Origin of the sequence: Arthrobacter sp. Bz4, from assembly GCF_003075455.1 — a bacterium.
Taxonomy (GTDB): Bacteria; Actinomycetota; Actinomycetes; order Actinomycetales; family Micrococcaceae; genus Arthrobacter_D.
Genome location: NZ_QDAE01000016.1, coordinates 25,498 through 42,500 on the forward strand (window position 1 = coordinate 25,498; position 17,003 = coordinate 42,500).

The following is a 17,003-nucleotide window of genomic DNA, read 5'->3' on the forward strand; positions in this document are numbered from 1 at the left end:
CACCGATGGGTTGTCCCGAGCCAACGGGTCACTCCTGCGCGTCGCCACGGTCAACGTCAACGGTATCCGTGCGGCCTACAAACGAGGCATGGCCGACTGGCTCGCGGAACGAGAGATCGACATCCTCTGCCTCCAGGAGGTCCGTGCACCCGACGACGTCCTCAGAGGGCTCCTTGGGGAATCGTGGCACATCCTGCATGCCGAAGCCGAGGCCAAGGGCCGCGCCGGAGTCGCGATCGCCTCGCGAATCGCACCGACCGCAACCCGCACCCATATCGGCGACGACTACTTCGCCACCGCCGGGCGGTGGGTCGAAGCAGATTTTGAGCTTGGGGGAGTAACCCTCACCGTCGTCAGCGCGTATGTGCACTCGGGTGAAGTCGACAGCCCCAAGCAGGACGACAAGTACCGATTCCTCGACGTGATTTCGGAGCGGCTGCCGGAACTGCGCCGCACCCGGGACCACACCCTGCTGGTGGGTGACCTCAACGTGGGGCACACCCAACTCGATATCCGCAACTGGAAAGGCAACGTGAAGAAGGCGGGTTTCCTGCCCGAGGAACGCGCCTACTTTGACCGGTTCTTTGATGACGAGTTCGGCTTCGTTGATGTGCACCGCCGCCTCGCGGGCGACGTCGACGGCCCCTACACCTGGTGGTCCTGGCGCGGTCAGGCGTTCGACAACGACACCGGTTGGCGGATTGACTACCACCTCGCCACCGAGGGCCTCGCTGCCGCTGCAGCAGACGCCGTCGTCGACCGTGCACCCTCGTATGACACGCGCTTCTCAGACCACGCTCCGCTGGTAGTCGATTACCGGCTCTAACTTTCAGGATTCTGTAACCATGACGACTACCACTAACGGTGCACGGCAGCGGGTGCTCTCCGGCATGCAGCCTTCGGGCGAGTCCCTCCACCTGGGCAACTACCTCGGGGCGCTGGTGCACTGGGTGCGGATGCAGGACGAGTATGAGGCAATCTACTTCATTCCCGACCTGCACGCGATCACTGTTCCGCAGGAACCGGGCGAGCTTGCAGAACGCACCCGCCGCACCGCCGCGCAGTACATTGCCGGCGGCGTCGACGTTGATAAGTGCACCTTGTTTGTGCAGTCACACGTGCCGGAACACGCTCAGCTCGGGTGGGTGCTGAACTGCATCACCGGGTTTGGCGAGGCGTCACGGATGACCCAGTTCAAGGACAAGTCACAGAAACAGGGCGCCGATGCGGCGAGCGTGGGGCTGTTCACCTACCCCATCCTTCAGGCCGCCGACATCCTCCTGTATCAGCCGGAGGGCGTGCCAGTAGGGGAGGACCAGAGGCAGCACGTCGAACTCAGTCGCGACCTGGCGCAGCGGTTCAACTCCCGGTTCGGCGAAGCGTTCGTGGTGCCGAAGCCCTTCATCCAGAAGGAATCGGCGAAAATCTACGACCTGCAGAACCCCACGGCGAAAATGTCCAAGTCGGCGAGCTCGGCGACGGGACTGATCAACCTGATGGATGACCCGAAGGTGACGGCCAAGCGGATCAAGTCGGCGGTCACTGATACCGATACCGAGATCCGCTTCGATAAGGAAGCCAAGCCGGGCATCTCGAACCTTCTCACCATTTACTCGATGCTCACCGGCAAGACCATTGACGACGTCGTCGGGGACTTCCAGGGGCGGATGTACGGGCACCTGAAAACCGAGTTGGCGGACATCGTGGTGACCCACCTTGAGCCGATCCGCCTCCGCACCGAGGAACTGCTTGCCGATCCAGCCGAACTGGACAGGCTCCTGGCCCGCGGTGCCGAGAAGGCACGCACCATCGCGTCAGCCACCCTCGCCGACGTGTATTCGAAGGTCGGCTTCCTCCCACCGCTGGGCGGTGCGCGCTAACCGCATGGACCAGCCGATCAGCTCCACCACTACCAGCCACCAGCAGGCACCGGCCGAGGGGATGGCCGTGCCACCGGCAGCCGGCGCCTCGCAGAGCTGCGTCGGTGTGGTCATCGCGGTACCTGAGCCGCTGGCGGCGGAGCTCGGACGCTGGCGCGCATCCTTTGGTGATCCGATGGCTGATCTCATTCCGGCCCACATCACCCTCGTGACAACCACCCCGGCAACGGACTGGGACGCAACCATCGAGCACGTCCGTGAGGTTGCCCGCGGACAGCACGCCTTCACCGTGACGTTGAAAAGTACGGGAACGTTCAGGCCCGTCTCCCCAGTGGTGTTCCTCAACTTGGAGGATGGCTTCGAGGATTGCGTGGACCTGCACACCAAACTCCAGCGCGGGCCACTGGAGCGGTCGCTGGAGTTCCCTTTCCACCCGCATGTGACGGTCGCCCACGATGTCAGTGTGGCGAGCATGGACGGCGCGGAGGCCCGGTTGAAGGGGTTCGAGGCTTCCTTCATGGTCCGTACTATGGGGTTGTATGAGCACGATTCGTGCGGTATCTGGCGACTGAGGGAAGAGCTAAGCTTTGGCCAAGATCAAAACCAGGGCGATCACCCCGGCTGAGACCGACTTCTACAACGAGCCTCGTCCGGCCGAGCTAACCCACCTCAAACTGAAGGTGATTGACGCCCGCCGCGATCTGGGCAAGGTGAAACGGCGGGGCACAACGGGTTTGCCACTGATAATGGCGACCATCAACTACCTCCTGGCGCGGATCTTCGTCCTCCGGCCAGTGCGGGTGTTCCATCTGTACGCGGTCCGGCGTGGTCCGCTCATGGCAGCGGGTATTGCGTACAGGCTGTTCTTCTCCATGGCATCACTGTTACTCGCCGGTTTCTCGATTCTCGGTCTGGTGGTCTCCGGGAATGCACCGTTGCAGAACCTGATCGTCGAAACGGTGAATTCGGCGGCACCGGGCATCCTCAAAATGGAGGAGGACGGTCCCGGTCTGGCCACCCCCGAACAGCTTTTCAATGCAGGGGATGGCTTGACCCTCACCCTGATCGTCTCCACGATCATCACGGCAATCACCGCCTTGGGCTGGATTGCCGGTGTCAGGCAGGCGATGAGAGGCATCTTCGCCCTCCCCCCAATCCCTAGACACCCCATCCTGATCCGGGTCCAGGATCTGGGGACGCTGCTCGTGTTGGGGGTAGCGATGATCCTCACCACCGTGGTTGGCCTGGTTGCCAACACCCTTCTGGACGTGGTGTTCGACTGGCTGGGGTTCGGCGACACCGGGCGGCCTTTCACGCAGCTCGCCGGGGTAGCCATCATGCTGGTCCTGGACTTCGCCGTGGCCGTGATCCTGTTCCGCCGTGCCTCGGGAATCAATCAGACACGGCGCCTGCTCATCCAGTCGTCGCTGGTCACCGCGGTTGGAAGCACTGTGCTGCGGACGTTCAGCACCCTGCTCCTCGGCAGCGTGGGTGGAGGCAACCCACTGTTGGCGCCTTTCACCGTCGTCGTCGGTTTGATTGTCTGGTTCTTCCTGCTCAGCCAGGTCTACCTGCTTGCTGCGGCGTGGGGCGCCATTGGTGCCGCCGACGCCGAAGCGGGGCTCGCTCCACGGCATGGCCGGTCGCTAAAGCAGCGCAGCCGCGTTGCAGGACGGCGGAAAGACTAGCGAGCCTGCGACGGGGGAGCGGCCCCCGTTAATCAGAAACGTCGGCCCGGTCACGCTGGGTAGCGCGACCGGGCCGACGTCGACGATCACCGCATAATGCGGGTGGTGACCAACTAGATCTTGCGGCTCAGAATGGCCTGCTTGACCTCAGCAATGGCCTTGGTGACCTGGATGCCACGGGGGCAGGCTTCGGTGCAGTTGAACGTGGTGCGGCACCGCCACACACCTTCCTTGTCATTCAGGATCTCGAGGCGCATGTCGCCGGCATCGTCGCGCGAGTCGAAGATGAACCGGTGGGCGTTCACGATCGCTGCTGGGCCAAAGTACTGGCCATCGGTCCAGAAGACCGGGCAGGACGAGGTGCACGCGGCGCACAGGATGCACTTGGTGGTGTCGTCGAAGCGTTCGCGCTCCTCGGAGGACTGCAGACGCTCCTTGGTGGGCTCGTGTCCGCGGTTGACCAGGAACGGCATGACCTCACGGAATGACTGGAAGAACGGTTCCATGTCGACAATCAGATCCTTCTCCACGGGGAGGCCCTTGATGGGTTCCACCAGGATGGGCTTCGACGTGTCGAGATCCTTCAGCAGGGTCTTGCAGGCCAATCGGTTACGGCCGTTGATCCGCATGGCGTCGGAGCCGCAGACCCCGTGGGCGCAGGAGCGCCGGAAGGTTACCGTGCCGTCATGCTCCCACTTGACCTTGTGAAGGGCATCGAGCACGCGGTCCGTGCCGTACATGGTGAGGTTCCACTCGTCCCAGTGGGCCTCGTCCGAGACCTCGGGGTTGTACCGGCGGACCTTGAGCGTGATGTCGAACGTCGGGATTTCTCCGCCGCCGCCGATTCCCGGCGCGAGCTCGATTTTGGAGGCTGGTTCTCTTTCGACTGTTTCGGTGCTCATTAGTACTTACGCTCCATGGGCTGGTAACGGGTAAAGACAACCGGCTTGGTCTTCAGACGCACGCCGGATGTTTCGGTGGCCGTTGGATCTTTGTATGCCATCGAGTGGGTCATGTAGTTCTCGTCGTCCCGCTCGGGGAAATCTTCGCGGAAGTGGCCCCCGCGGGATTCCTTCCGGTGCAAGGCAGCGGCGGTCATGACCTTGGCCATGTCGAGCAGGAAACCCAGCTCGACGGCTTCCAGCAGGTCAAGGTTGAAACGCTTGCCCTTGTCCTGGACGGTGACGTGCTTGTACCGCTCTTCGAGACCATCGATGACGCTGAGTGCCTCCAGCAGGGTCTCCTCGGTGCGGAATACCTGGACATTGGCGTCCATGATGTCCTGCAGTTCCTTGCGGATCTGCGCCACCCGTTCGCCACCCTCGGAGCTGCGCATCGTGTCCAGCAGCGACTGCGTTTCCGTGAGGGGGTTCTCGGGGATCTCGATGAAGTCGGCGGTCAGCGCGTATTCGGCCGCGTAGATCCCGGCACGCTTACCGAACACGTTGATGTCCAGCAGCGAGTTGGTGCCCAGGCGGTTCGAGCCGTGCACCGACACACACGCCACTTCACCGGCGGCGTACAGGCCCGGCACCACGGTGTCGTTGTCCTGCAGCACCTCCGCCTTGATGTTGGTGGGGATGCCACCCATCGCGTAGTGGGCCGTGGGGAACACGGGGACCGGCTCGGTGTACGGTTCCACACCCAAATAGGTCCGCGCGAACTCGGTGATGTCCGGAAGCTTGGCATCAATGTGAGCGGGTTCCAGGTGGGTGAGGTCCAACAGGACGTAATCCTTGTTGGGGCCGCAACCGCGGCCTTCCCGCACCTCGTTGGCCATGGAACGGGCCACAATGTCGCGGGGCGCCAGGTCCTTGATGGTGGGGGCGTAGCGCTCCATGAAGCGCTCACCCTCCGAGTTACGCAGGATCGCGCCCTCACCGCGGGCAGCCTCCGAGAGCAGGATGCCCAGACCGGCCAGACCGGTCGGGTGGAACTGGAAGAACTCCATGTCTTCCAGGGGGATGCCGCGGCGGAAGGCGATGCCCATGCCGTCACCGGTCAGGGTGTGCGCGTTGGAGGTGGTCTTGTAGACCTTCCCGACGCCGCCGGAGGCGAAGATGATCGACTTGGCCTGGAACACGTGCAGCTCGCCCGTGGCCAGATCGTAGGAGACAACTCCGGCAACCCTGGTCTGCAGCTTGGTCACGCCGTCGACAGTCACTTCCTCCTGAACGGTCAGGAGGTCGAGGACGTAGTACTCGTTGTAGAACTCGACGTTGTGCTTGACACAGTTTTGGTAAAGCGTCTGGAGGATCATGTGACCGGTGCGGTCAGCCGCGTAGCAGGACCGGCGGACGGGGGCCTTGCCGTGGTCACGGGTGTGACCGCCGAAGCGACGCTGGTCAATCCGGCCTTCGGGCGTGCGGTTGAACGGCAGGCCCATCTTCTCAAGGTCGAGCACGGCGTCAATGGCTTCTTTCGCCATTACCTCCGCAGCGTCCTGGTCAACCAGGTAATCGCCACCCTTGACGGTGTCGAAGGTGTGCCATTCCCAGTTGTCTTCCTCAACGTTCGCCAGGGCCGCGCACATGCCACCCTGCGCCGCGCCAGTGTGGGAGCGGGTCGGGTACAGCTTGGTCAGTACTGCCGTCTTCGCGCGCTGACCGGATTCGATGGCGGCGCGCATACCGGCGCCGCCGGCACCCACGATTACGACGTCGTACTTGTGGACCTGCATACGTGTTGTTCTTTCTGTTGTTACCGAACGGCCGCGCCGGCGGCCGGAAGCGTCGAGAGCCCTACGGGGCCGGGCAGTATGGCGCTACATGCGCCACGCCGTCGATCACGGGGCACGGATCGAAGGTGAAGATCACCAGGGTGCCGAGCACGATGATAACGACGGTGGAGGCGTAAAGAACGCTCTTGAGCCAGAACCGGGTGGAGTCCTTCTCGGCGTAGTCATTGATGATGGTGCGAACACCGTTGGTGCCGTGCAGCATGGCCAGCCACAGCATCACCAGGTCCCAGATCTGCCAGATGGGACTTGCCCACTTGCCTGCGACGAAGCCGAAGTCGACACCCTTGATGCCGTCGCCGTCGATCAGCGAGGTCCACAGGTGGACGAAGATCAGCACCACCAGGATGACGCCGGAGACCCGCATAAACAGCCAGGCCACCATTTCAAAGTTGCCCTTGCTGGCACCAGTGCGCGTGTACTCGGGCGCAACGCGTCCCGAGCGGGGACTTTCAATTACTGGGTTAGTCATGGCTTAACCTCCGAAGACAACCGCGAGATGACGGATGGAGAACGCGACCATGGTGACTGCCCACAGCCCGACGACGCCCCAGAGCAGCTGACGCTGATACTTGGGACCTTTTTTCCAGAAGTCGATCAGGATGACGCGCAGACCATTGAACGCGTGGAACACGATCGCTGCTACCAACCCAAGTTCGCCCAGGCCCATGATGGGGTTCTTATAGGACTCGATCACTGCGTCATAAGCCTCGGGGGACACGCGCACCAACGAGGTGTCAAGCACATGGACCAGGAGGAAGAAGAAGATCACTACTCCGGTAATACGATGGGCTACCCAGGACCACATGCCTTCACGGCCGCGATAAAGGGTGCCTGCTGGTGTCTTCGACACTGAAATAACCTCCCCTGCAACGCCCGGCGTTTGCGTGTCTGCCACGCAGGTAAGACGCCGATGCGAAAGCACTCTTCACTTGATCCTAATGTAGGCTCCGTCACCTGCGCAGACAATTTAGGCTTCCCTACGCTGTGACATTTTTAACAGGGGCTATGGTGGCGGGCCTCTTGACAGGCGCCGACCGGGTCAGCGCACGCCGCGAACGCGTTGAGCCGCGAGAATTTTGTGGAGTGCACTACCGTGGAAACGATGACTACGCAAAGGGCTGGTGCCCAAAATCCAGACGAGGCGCTCCGACGTTTCTACGGCGTAATACCCGCCGGAGGGGTCGGGACGCGTCTCTGGCCGCTGTCGCGGGCCGCTGCTCCCAAATTCCTGCACGACCTGACCGGATCCGGCAGTACCCTGATCCGTGCCACCTACGATCGGCTCGGGCCCCTGACCGGGGACCGCATCATGGTGGTCACCGGGAAGGTGCACCGTCGCGCAGTTCTGAAGCAAATCCCGGAAATCCAGGACGCTAATCTGGTCCTGGAGAGTGAGCCCAAGGACTCCGCGGCGGCGATCGGCCTTGCTGCAGCGATCCTGTACCAGCGTGACCCCGAGATCATCATGGGATCCTTCGCGGCCGACCAGGTCATCACCCCGGTCGAGGTGTTCCAGGAGGCAGTCCGCGAGGCGATCCACACCGCAGCGCAGGGGTATATCGTCACCATTGGAATCAAGCCCACCCTCCCCGCCACCGGATTTGGGTACATCAGGGCTGGCAGGAACCTCCACATCGAGGGTGCGCCCAGCGCCCACGCCGTCATTGAGTTCGTCGAGAAACCTTCCGAAGAGGTGGCGCGCGGCTACCTTGAGACCGGAGATTACAGCTGGAACGCCGGGATGTTCGTCGCCCCGGTGGCACTGATGCTCCGCCACCTGGAAGCGAACGAGCCCGAGCTCTACACCGGCCTGACCGAGATTGCCCGGGCCTGGGATACCCCATCACGGGTCGAGGTTGCCCGGCGGGTCTGGCCTACCCTCCCGAAGATCGCCATTGACTACGCTGTCGCTGAACCGGCCGCCGCTGCCGGCGACGTCGCAATGATTCCCGGGAACTTCAGCTGGGACGACGTCGGGGACTTCGCCGCCATCGGTCGCCTGAACCCGGCCATCGAAAACAGCAAGCTGACAGTGATGGGCGAAGGGGCCAGGGTGTTCTCCGACAACGCCTCGGGCATCGTCGTCTCGGATACCAAACGGGTGATCGCGTTGATCGGGATCGACGACGTCGTTATTGTCGACACCCCCGATGCCCTGCTCGTGACCACCAAGGAGCACGCCCAGGAAGTGAAAAAGGCCGTCGAGCACCTGCGCGCCAGCGGCGAAACCGACGTCCTGTAGCTCCACTGGGGTGCATCCGGACGCTTCATGCTGCCACACAGTTCTATGGTGTGGACCGGCTGTGGCTAGGCTGGAGTGGTGCAAACCAACCGCAGTGCGCCACCCGTTCCGTCAGCAGCCCCTCCCATCGGCGTGTGGCTTGCCCCCATGCTCGAGGAGCTGACCCGGTTCCGGCGCGATCTGCACATGCACCCCGAACTTTCGCACAAGGAATACCGCACCACAGACCAGCTGGTCGAACGCCTGGCGGCGGCAGGGTTGGCGCCGCAGCGGCTCGAATATACGGGCCTCTACGTCGACATTGGTGAAGGCCCCATCCGCTTGGGGCTGCGCGCCGACATTGACGCGCTGCCGGTACTTGAAGAGACGGGGCTGCCGTACGCCTCGGCGTCGACCGGCATTGCCCACGCCTGCGGGCACGACATTCATGCGACGGTGATGCTCGGCGTTGCGCTGGTCCTGGCGAAAATGCACGACGACGGACCGCTGGGCGGCCGCATCCGAGTCATCTTCCAGCCTGCTGAAGAGATGATGCCCGGTGGTGCGCTGGAAGTCATTGAGCAGGGAGTGCTCGCCGATGTGCCCCGCATTGTTGCGTTGCACTGTGATCCCCACATCGACGTCGGCCTCGTGGGTACCCGGATCGGCGCGATCACCTCCGCGTCGGACACCGTCCGGGTGGAGCTCACCGGGAGGGGCGGGCACACCTCACGCCCCCATCTGACCGAGGACCTGGTGTTCGCGCTGGCGAACATTGCCGTGAACGTTCCAGCCGTGCTGTCCCGCCGAATCGACGTCCGCAGCGCCGTCTCGGTGGTTTGGGGGCAGATCCACGCCGGCAGCGCACCAAACGCGATCCCCGGCCACGGTTTCATGTCCGGCACCATGAGGTGCCTGGACGGGGAGGCCTGGGAGGCTGCCGGTGATCTGTTGGACAGTACCGTGCGCCAGATCGCCGCGCCCTTCGGCGTCGACGTCCACCTGGAACACACCCGCGGAGTGCCGCCGGTCATCAACACCGAGGCGGAGACCGGCCTGCTCGAAGCGGCGGCCCGGGCGGAACTGGGGCCGGACGCCGTCGTGCTCACCCCGCAGTCGATGGGCGGCGAAGACTTCGCCTGGATGACCCAGGCAGTGCCCGGCGCCATGATGCGTCTTGGCACACGGACCCACGGTGGCGAGACCTACGACCTGCACCGTGGCGATTACAACCCTGATGAACACGCCATCAGCTGCGGGGTCCGGGTGATGGCCAACGCGGCCCTCCGGGCCATCCGCGGCGTGAGGTACTAGGCCCCCTGGGATCGGGCCACCGCCCCGGGATCGATCCCGGGTGGTGGGGCCGGACGGAATAGAGCCGGCACGGGGCGGGTTACCCCCATGTGAGTACATCAGTGAATACCCGTCCGCCCCTGTCAGTCCTCGATCTCGCCACAGTGGGCGTCGGAAAGTCCTCCGGGCAGGCACTAGCCGACAGCACCACCCTTGCGCAGGCAGCCGACCGGTTGGGGTTCAGGCGCTTCTGGGTTGCCGAACACCACAACATGCCTGCCGTTGCGTCCACCTCCCCGCCCGTCCTGATGGCGCATCTGGCGTCAAGGACCGAGCGGATCCGGCTCGGCTCCGGGGGAGTGATGCTCCCCAACCATGCGCCATTTGTGGTCGCCGAGCAGTTCGCGCTGCTCGAAGCGCTCTACCCGAACCGGATTGACCTGGGCATCGGCAGGGCCCCCGGCACGGATCAGGCCACGGCGATGGCGCTGCGGCGGCAAGCCGGTGGTCTTGGCGTGGAAGAGTTCCCCCAGCACGTCCTCCAGGTAATGAGCCTGCTCGGCGACCACCGATCGCCGGATCAGGCGCTGAATCTGGTTGCAACGCCGTCGGCAACCAGTTCCCCCGAGGTCTGGCTGCTGGGCTCCAGCGGATATTCCGCGCAGCTCGCCGGCATGCTCGGCGTCCGGTACAGCTACGCCCATCACTTCGGCAACGAGGACCCGGCAGCCATCATGAACCTCTACCGGTCCAACTTCCAGCCCTCCCCGGTCCTCGATGAGCCGCACTCCATGCTGGCCACGTCGGCGCTCACCGCCGACACCGAGGAGGAAGCGCAATACCTGGCCGGCCCCGCCCGGATCATGGCGTTGGCTCTCCGTTCCGGGCAGCTGGGCCCGATCGTCTCCCCTGAAGCCGCCGCAGCCCGCGTTCTCACGGACCAGGAACTTATGGTGCTCGATCATCTCCCGGCCATCAAGGCAGTGGGCACACCGGCACAGGTGGTCCAACGCCTCGATGACCTGGTCCAGCGCACTGGGGTGAACGAGCTGATGGTCACCGGAACCACGTACGACGTCGCCTCCCGGATCTCCTCGTTGGAGGCGCTGAGCGCCGCGTGGTCCGAGACTGTTTCCAACGCAATACCCGTTGGTAACAAATCCTGAACAATGTGATTTCCGTCGCCTGATTTGGTAGGTGCGGGGCCGGCACGCCGCTAGAGTATGCTCATATCGTGCCGGCCCCGGCACGGCCCAGTGCCTACGAAAAATCAGTGAAAACAGAGCTCTGCACACGTTCGCGTGGTAACGGGCGGTCACTCATTGAGGTCTTCAGCCGTGGGGCCCATTTCTTTCTGGAGGAATTTTGAAGAACTCACAGCGCACCACTACGCGCCTCAACAACAAGACGGCCCTCTCAGCCGCGATGCTCGGTGTTTCGGCACTGCTGCTCGCCGGTTGCGGCGCGGCACCTGAAGACACCGCAGGCTCGGATGAGAGTGCCGAAGCAACTGCAGCCTCGATCGACTACACCGGTTGCATCGTCTCTGACCAGGGCGGTTTCGACGACGAGTCGTTCAACCAGTCCAGCTACGAGGGCATCACCGCTGCCCAGGAAAACCTCGGCATTGAGGTCCGCCAGGCCGAGTCGCAGGCCGAGACTGACTTCGGCCCCAACGTCAACTCGATGGTCACCGAGGGTTGCGACATGATCGTCACCGTCGGATTCCTCCTCTCAGCAACCACCGCCGAGGCAGCCGAGGCAAACCCTGACACCAACTTCGCCATCGTCGATGACAACCAGATCGAGTTGCCGAACGTCAAGCCCATCATCTACGACACGGCCCAGGCCGCCTTCCTCGCTGGCTACACGGCCGCTGGCACCACCGAGACCGGCACTGTAGCCACCTACGGCGGCATCCAGATCCCGACCGTCACCATCTTCATGGACGGTTTCGCCGATGGCGTTGCCTACTACAACGAGCAGAAGGACGCCGACGTCCAGCTGCTCGGCTGGGACAAGGAAGCTCAGACCGGCACCTTCACCGGCGACTTCGAGTCCCTCGCCAACGGCAAGACCAACACCGAAAACTTCATCAACGAAGGCGCCGACATCATCATGCCGGTCGCCGGTCCTGTTGGTGCAGGCACCATTGAAGCAGTCGAGGAAGCCAACGCCGACGGCGCCGACGCCAAGGTGATCTGGGTTGACTCCGACGGATTCCTGACCGTCAACGCCGGTAACGAGTACATCCTGACCTCGGTCATGAAGCTCATGGGCGAGGCAGTTGAAGAAGTTATCAGCACCGACGTTGATGACAGCTTCGACAACACCCCGTACGTTGGCACCTTGGAAAACGGTGGCGTGGCCCTCGCGCCATTCCACGATCAGGAGGACGCCGTGTCCGAGGAACTGATGGCCGAGTTGGAAGAGATCGAAGCCGGCATCATTTCAGGGGACATCGTTGTGGAATCTGAAGCCAGCCCACAGCAGTAACAGCTCTGGCATAACGCGCCGCCGCTCCGCGTGAGGATATACCGCACACGGACCGGTGGCGCGTTTTGCGTTTAGGCTGGTGACCAGCGAAATCTTATCGACCAGTTCAGCGGCTCCCTCCGCTGTTATCTGGTCCTGACCCAGAACAGGTGGTTGGAGTCCGTTGCTGCTCGAACTGCAGGGAATAACAAAGAGGTTTGGCACCCTGGTGGCCAACGACTCCATCGATCTGATCGTCAAACCGGGCGAAGTGCACTGCCTGCTGGGCGAAAATGGCGCAGGCAAGTCCACTCTGATGAATGTCCTCTATGGACTTTACGAGCCTACCGAAGGCAGCATTCTGCTCGACGGCAAGGAAGTGACCTTTAATGGTCCGGGCGATGCGATGGCCGCGGGAATCGGCATGGTGCACCAGCATTTCATGCTGGTCCCGGTCTTCACCGTCGCCGAGAATGTGGCGTTGGGGGACGAGTTCACCCGCGCCGGTGGGATCCTCGATCTGGAGAAAACCCGTGCCAAGATCCGGGACATCTCCGAACGGTACGGGTTCGACGTCGACCCCGACGCCCTGATCGAGGACCTCCCCGTCGGCGTCCAGCAGCGGGTCGAGATCATCAAGGCCCTCGTTCGCAACGCGAGCATCCTGATCCTCGATGAACCCACAGCAGTCCTGACCCCCCAGGAAACCGACGAACTCATTGAAATCATCGGGCAGCTCAAAGCAGCCGGCACAGCCATTGTGTTCATCTCGCACAAGTTGCGGGAGGTCCGCGCCGTCTCCGACGTGATCACCGTGATCCGCCGCGGCGCGGTGGTGAGCAGCGTTGCACCGAGCACCAGCACCACCGACCTCGCGAACATGATGGTCGGCCGCCAGGTCAGCCTGAGCCTTAACAAGGCACCAGCGACCCCGGGAGAACGCACCTTCCAGGTCCGGAACCTCACGGTCCTGTCTGCCACCGGGCAACGCCTGGTCGACGACGTCACGTTCGACATCGCCGAAGGAGAGATCCTCGCCGTCGCGGGCGTCCAGGGCAATGGGCAGACCGAACTGACCGAAGCGATTATGGGCCTGCAGCCCCATACCAGCGGCTCAATCACGCTCAAGGGCACCGAGCTGATCGGGATGAAAGCCAGCCAGGTGATCCGGCAGGGCGTCGGCTTCGTTCCCGAGGACCGCACGGTCGACGGGCTGGTCGGGAGTTTCTCCGTAGCCGAGAACCTGATCCTCAACTGGTACAACGAACCCCCCTTTGCCAAGGGCCTGGCCATGAAACCCGCGGTGGTGCAGGCCAACGCCACAGCGAAGATCGAAGAATATGACGTGCGTACCCAGTCAGCCGAGTCAGCTGTGGGCACGCTGTCCGGCGGAAACCAGCAAAAGGTGGTGCTGGCACGCGAACTTTCACGGCCACTGCACCTGTTCATCGCTTCCCAGCCCACCCGCGGCGTCGACGTCGGTTCCATCGAGTTCCTGCATAAGCGCATTGTCCAGGAGCGCGACGGCGGCACCCCGGTGATGATCGTGTCCACCGAGCTCGACGAAATCAGTGAACTGGCTGACCGGATCGCCGTGCTGCATCGCGGAAAGCTGATGGGTGTGGTCCCCGGAGACACCACTCGTGACATCCTCGGATTGATGATGGCCGGAATGACGGCGGACGAGGCGTTTGGCCAGTCCGCGGAGGAGAAAAAATGAGTTCACAGTCGCAATCCGGCGATTCCTCACGCAGCGTCCTGCACCGGCTCATGGGCGGAAGTACACTGGTGGCACTGCTGTCGGTAGTGCTGTCGATCGTGCTCGGTGGGCTACTCATCGCAGTGACTGACGAGCGGGTCGCCGAGACGTCGTCGTACTTCTTCAGCCGCCCCGGTGACATGCTTTCGGCGGCCTGGGAAGCGGCGAGCGGTGCCTACATTGCCCTGTTCCAGGGCGCCGTGTTCAACCCTCGTGCCGATACCTTGGCCGGATCGATCCGGCCATTCACCGAAACACTCACCGTCGCGACCCCGCTGATCCTCGCCGGCCTCGGCGTGGCCATCGCGTTCCGCACCGGACTGTTCAACATCGGCGCCCAGGGCCAGATCATCATCGGCGCGACCTTCGCGGCCTGGGTGGGTTTCACCCTCGAACTGCCGCCAGGTATTCACCTGTTGATAGCAGTGCTCGCCGGGTTCATTGGTGGCGCCCTGTGGGGTTTCATCCCGGGCATTCTCAAGGCCCGCACCGGTGCCCACGAGGTGATTGTCACCATCATGCTCAACTATGTTGCCGTGTACCTGGTGGCCTACCTGCTATTCACACCGGCCTTCCAGAACCCCGGGTCGTCCAACCCCATCAGCCCCCGACTCGATGACTCGGCAATGTTCCCGCTGATCCTGGGATCCGGCTACCGATTGCATCTCGGTTTCCTCGTCGCAATTGCCGCGACCTACGGCGTGTGGTGGCTGCTGAACCGCTCAACCACCGGGTTCGAACTCCGTGCGGTCGGCGCCAACCCGCACGCCGCCCGTACCGCCGGTATCAGTGTGACCAAAGGGTACGTCGTGGTCATGATGCTCGCCGGCGGGCTTGCGGGACTTGCTGGCGTCGCCCAGGTCGCTGGCACCGAGAAGGTCCTCACAGGCGGTATCGCCGCCAGCTTCGGCTTCGACGCGATCACCGTCGCGCTGCTGGGCCGGTCCCACCCCTGGGGGGTCTTCTTCGCCGGGTTGCTGTTCGGCGCGTTCCGCGCCGGCGGGGTCCAGATGCAGACCCAGACCGGCACCCCCATCGACATAGTCCTTGTGGTGCAGTCACTGATCGTGCTGTTCATTGCGGCGCCGCCCCTGATCAAAGCTATCTTCAGAATCGACCAGAAAAAGAAGAAAAAGAAGTCCAACAAGCCTGACCGGTCCGAGGACATCACCACCCCAACTGCAGCTGGAGGCCTGGCGTGAGCACCGCAACAGAAGCGCGGCCCAAGAAGCAGGCGCCAGGCGCAACAGTGAGGAACTGGAAAGCGCCCATCGGGTTCGGTATCGGCGCCCTGGTCGCCCTGCTGGTGTTTGCCGCGGGTAGCCCCGCCCAGACGGCGGTCTTCCGTATCTCCGACGATTCGGACCGGTTCCGGCTGGCCGATGTCGCGTTGCCCGCAACAGCGGTGGGTTGGTTCACCGCCGTCGCACTGACCCTGCTCGCGGTCTACGCGTTCCTGCAGGTCAGGAACGGCCGAAAGCTCAACAAGTGGATCCCGATCATCTACGGTGTGCTGTTCATGATCGGTTTCCTCACCTGGGTGGTGGGAAGCGCCAACACTCCCAGCATCTCGCTGTCCGGCCTGATCGCGGGGTCGGTCACCCTCGCCATTCCGCTGATCTTCGGCTCCCTCTCGGGTGTCCTGTGTGAACGCGTGGGGGTAGTGAACATTGCGATCGAGGGTCAACTGCTGTCCGGCGCGTTTGCGGCGGCAGTAGCAGCCTCGATCTCCGGCAACGCCTACGTGGGGCTGATCGCCGCTGCTTTCGCCGGAACCATGGTTTCCCTGGTCCTCGCGGTGTTCAGCATCAAGTATTTCGTGAACCAGATCATTGTCGGCGTGGTTTTGAACGTGCTGGTTTCGGGCCTCACCGGGTTCCTCGCCTCGACTCTCCTGAGCCGCGACCCCGGCGCGTTCAACTCGCCGCCCAGCTTGCCGGACATCAGCATCCCGCTACTCTCCGAACTTCCGATCATCGGTGCGATCCTGTTCAAGCAGAGCATCGTCGGCTACCTCATGTATGTGGCAGTGATTGTGATCTACATCGGGCTCTTCCACACCAAGTGGGGGCTGCGCGTGAGGGCCGTCGGCGAGCACCCGCAGGCAGCGGACACCATGGGCATCAAGGTCAACTCGACCCGATTCTGGAACGTGTTGCTCGGCGGAGCAGTGGCCGGGTTCGGTGGAGCCTTCTTCACCCTCGTCTCCGTGAGCGCTTTCTCCAGGGATATGACGGCGGGCGCCGGCTATATTGCCCTGGCCGCACTGATCTTCGGGCGGTGGAACCCAATCGGAGCGTTCTTCGCAGCACTCCTCTTCGGCTTCTTCACCAACCTGCAGTACGTGCTATCTATCGTCGGCACGTCAGTGCCGAGCCAGTTCATGGCCATGCTCCCGTACATTGTCACCATTCTCGCCGTCGCTGGACTCGTCGGACGTTCCCGGCCCCCGGCAGCCAGCGGCACCCCGTACATGAAGGAGTGATCGTGACCTCGACGGCCCCTGAACCGGACCGGATTCCCTGGGACCAGCTCACCCAGGCCGCAACCGAAGCGATGCGCCGCGCCTATGTGCCGTACTCCAAGTTCCCGGTCGGTGCAGCAGCCCTGACCGATGACGGGCGTATCGTCTCCGGGTGCAATGTAGAGAACGCCTCCTACGGGTTGACCCTCTGCGCTGAGTGCTCACTGGTGAGCCAACTGCAAATGACCGGCGGCGGCAAGCTCGTCGCATTCAGCTGTGTTGACGGCGACGGCAACACCCTGATGCCCTGCGGGCGCTGCCGGCAGCTCCTGTACGAGTTCCGGGCGCCCGGAATGTTGCTCCTGACGGTCAGCGGCATCAAGACCATGGATGAGGTGCTCCCCGACGCGTTCGGCCCCGAGCACCTCGCCTGAAACTCAGCAAGCGGATCCCATGCCCACCAAAACTTATGAAGTAAAGGAC

Annotated in this window: 16 protein-coding genes; 12 read left to right on the forward strand and 4 right to left on the reverse strand. The window is 63.2% G+C overall.

What is annotated here, in order from left to right; genetic code table 11:
- The first annotated feature begins 10 nt into the window (after positions 1-10).
- The 4 genes from DDA93_RS12075 to DDA93_RS12090 all read left to right on the forward strand — a co-directional run bounded on the left by DDA93_RS12075 (position 11) and on the right by DDA93_RS12090 (position 3,568).
- Complete coding sequence (locus tag DDA93_RS12075; RefSeq protein WP_116778930.1) at positions 11-826, forward strand: exodeoxyribonuclease III; 816 nt, start codon at positions 11-13, stop codon at positions 824-826.
- A 19-nt stretch (positions 827-845) separates the two neighbouring features.
- The gene (trpS, locus tag DDA93_RS12080) at positions 846-1,880 is read left to right on the forward strand and encodes a tryptophan--tRNA ligase (protein WP_019481994.1); all 1,035 of its coding nucleotides are present in this window, start codon (positions 846-848) and stop codon (positions 1,878-1,880) included.
- A gap of 61 nt (positions 1,881-1,941) precedes the next feature.
- The gene (locus DDA93_RS12085) at positions 1,942-2,505 is read left to right on the forward strand and encodes a 2'-5' RNA ligase family protein (protein ID WP_050994846.1); all 564 of its coding nucleotides are present in this window, start codon (positions 1,942-1,944) and stop codon (positions 2,503-2,505) included.
- Positions 2,468-3,568 carry a YihY/virulence factor BrkB family protein gene (locus DDA93_RS12090; protein ID WP_116778910.1) on the forward strand — a complete coding sequence of 367 codons (1,101 nt, stop codon included), beginning with the start codon at positions 2,468-2,470 and terminating at the stop codon, positions 3,566-3,568. The genes DDA93_RS12085 and DDA93_RS12090 overlap by 38 nt, the downstream gene beginning before the upstream one ends.
- 113 nt (positions 3,569-3,681) lie before the next feature.
- Here DDA93_RS12090 and DDA93_RS12095 read toward each other — a convergent pair whose 3' ends face one another.
- The 4 genes from DDA93_RS12095 to sdhC all read right to left on the reverse strand — a co-directional run bounded on the left by DDA93_RS12095 (position 3,682) and on the right by sdhC (position 7,158).
- A complete protein-coding gene (locus DDA93_RS12095; protein WP_019483694.1) occupies positions 3,682-4,470 on the reverse strand; it encodes a succinate dehydrogenase iron-sulfur subunit in 789 nt (262 codons plus the stop codon).
- Positions 4,470-6,248: a succinate dehydrogenase flavoprotein subunit gene (sdhA, locus tag DDA93_RS12100; RefSeq protein ID WP_019483693.1), complete on the reverse strand. Its 1,779-nt coding sequence runs from the start codon at positions 6,246-6,248 to the stop codon at positions 4,470-4,472. The genes DDA93_RS12095 and sdhA overlap by 1 nt, the downstream gene beginning before the upstream one ends.
- A gap of 61 nt (positions 6,249-6,309) precedes the next feature.
- A complete protein-coding gene (locus tag DDA93_RS12105; RefSeq protein WP_019483692.1) occupies positions 6,310-6,777 on the reverse strand; it encodes a succinate dehydrogenase hydrophobic membrane anchor subunit in 468 nt (155 codons plus the stop codon).
- A 3-nt stretch (positions 6,778-6,780) separates the two neighbouring features.
- Positions 6,781-7,158: a succinate dehydrogenase, cytochrome b556 subunit gene (sdhC, locus tag DDA93_RS12110; protein ID WP_083850950.1), complete on the reverse strand. Its 378-nt coding sequence runs from the start codon at positions 7,156-7,158 to the stop codon at positions 6,781-6,783.
- Between the two features lie 252 nt (positions 7,159-7,410).
- Between sdhC and DDA93_RS12115 the strand changes: the two genes are divergently transcribed.
- From DDA93_RS12115 to DDA93_RS12150, 8 genes are all read left to right on the forward strand, one after another.
- On the forward strand, positions 7,411-8,550 hold the full coding sequence (locus DDA93_RS12115) for a mannose-1-phosphate guanylyltransferase (protein WP_019483690.1): 1,140 nt from the start codon (positions 7,411-7,413) through the stop codon (positions 8,548-8,550).
- A 147-nt stretch (positions 8,551-8,697) separates the two neighbouring features.
- A complete protein-coding gene (locus DDA93_RS12120) occupies positions 8,698-9,843 on the forward strand; it encodes an amidohydrolase (protein WP_243400613.1) in 1,146 nt (381 codons plus the stop codon).
- A 101-nt stretch (positions 9,844-9,944) separates the two neighbouring features.
- On the forward strand, positions 9,945-10,988 hold the full coding sequence (locus DDA93_RS12125) for an LLM class flavin-dependent oxidoreductase (RefSeq protein ID WP_116778912.1): 1,044 nt from the start codon (positions 9,945-9,947) through the stop codon (positions 10,986-10,988).
- A 259-nt stretch (positions 10,989-11,247) separates the two neighbouring features.
- A complete protein-coding gene (locus DDA93_RS12130) occupies positions 11,248-12,318 on the forward strand; it encodes a BMP family ABC transporter substrate-binding protein (RefSeq protein ID WP_165802630.1) in 1,071 nt (356 codons plus the stop codon).
- A 163-nt stretch (positions 12,319-12,481) separates the two neighbouring features.
- The gene (locus DDA93_RS12135; RefSeq protein ID WP_116778914.1) at positions 12,482-14,017 is read left to right on the forward strand and encodes an ABC transporter ATP-binding protein; all 1,536 of its coding nucleotides are present in this window, start codon (positions 12,482-12,484) and stop codon (positions 14,015-14,017) included.
- Entirely contained in the window at positions 14,014-15,258 is a 1,245-nt protein-coding gene (locus tag DDA93_RS12140) for an ABC transporter permease (protein ID WP_116778915.1), read from the forward strand. The genes DDA93_RS12135 and DDA93_RS12140 overlap by 4 nt, the downstream gene beginning before the upstream one ends.
- Positions 15,255-16,541 (forward strand): ABC transporter permease, encoded by a 1,287-nt coding sequence (locus DDA93_RS12145; RefSeq protein WP_116778916.1) that lies wholly within the window; start codon positions 15,255-15,257, stop codon positions 16,539-16,541. The genes DDA93_RS12140 and DDA93_RS12145 overlap by 4 nt, the downstream gene beginning before the upstream one ends.
- Positions 16,542-16,543: 2 nt before the next feature.
- Positions 16,544-16,954 carry a cytidine deaminase gene (locus DDA93_RS12150; protein WP_026041196.1) on the forward strand — a complete coding sequence of 137 codons (411 nt, stop codon included), beginning with the start codon at positions 16,544-16,546 and terminating at the stop codon, positions 16,952-16,954.
- The last annotated feature ends 49 nt before the right edge of the window (positions 16,955-17,003 follow it).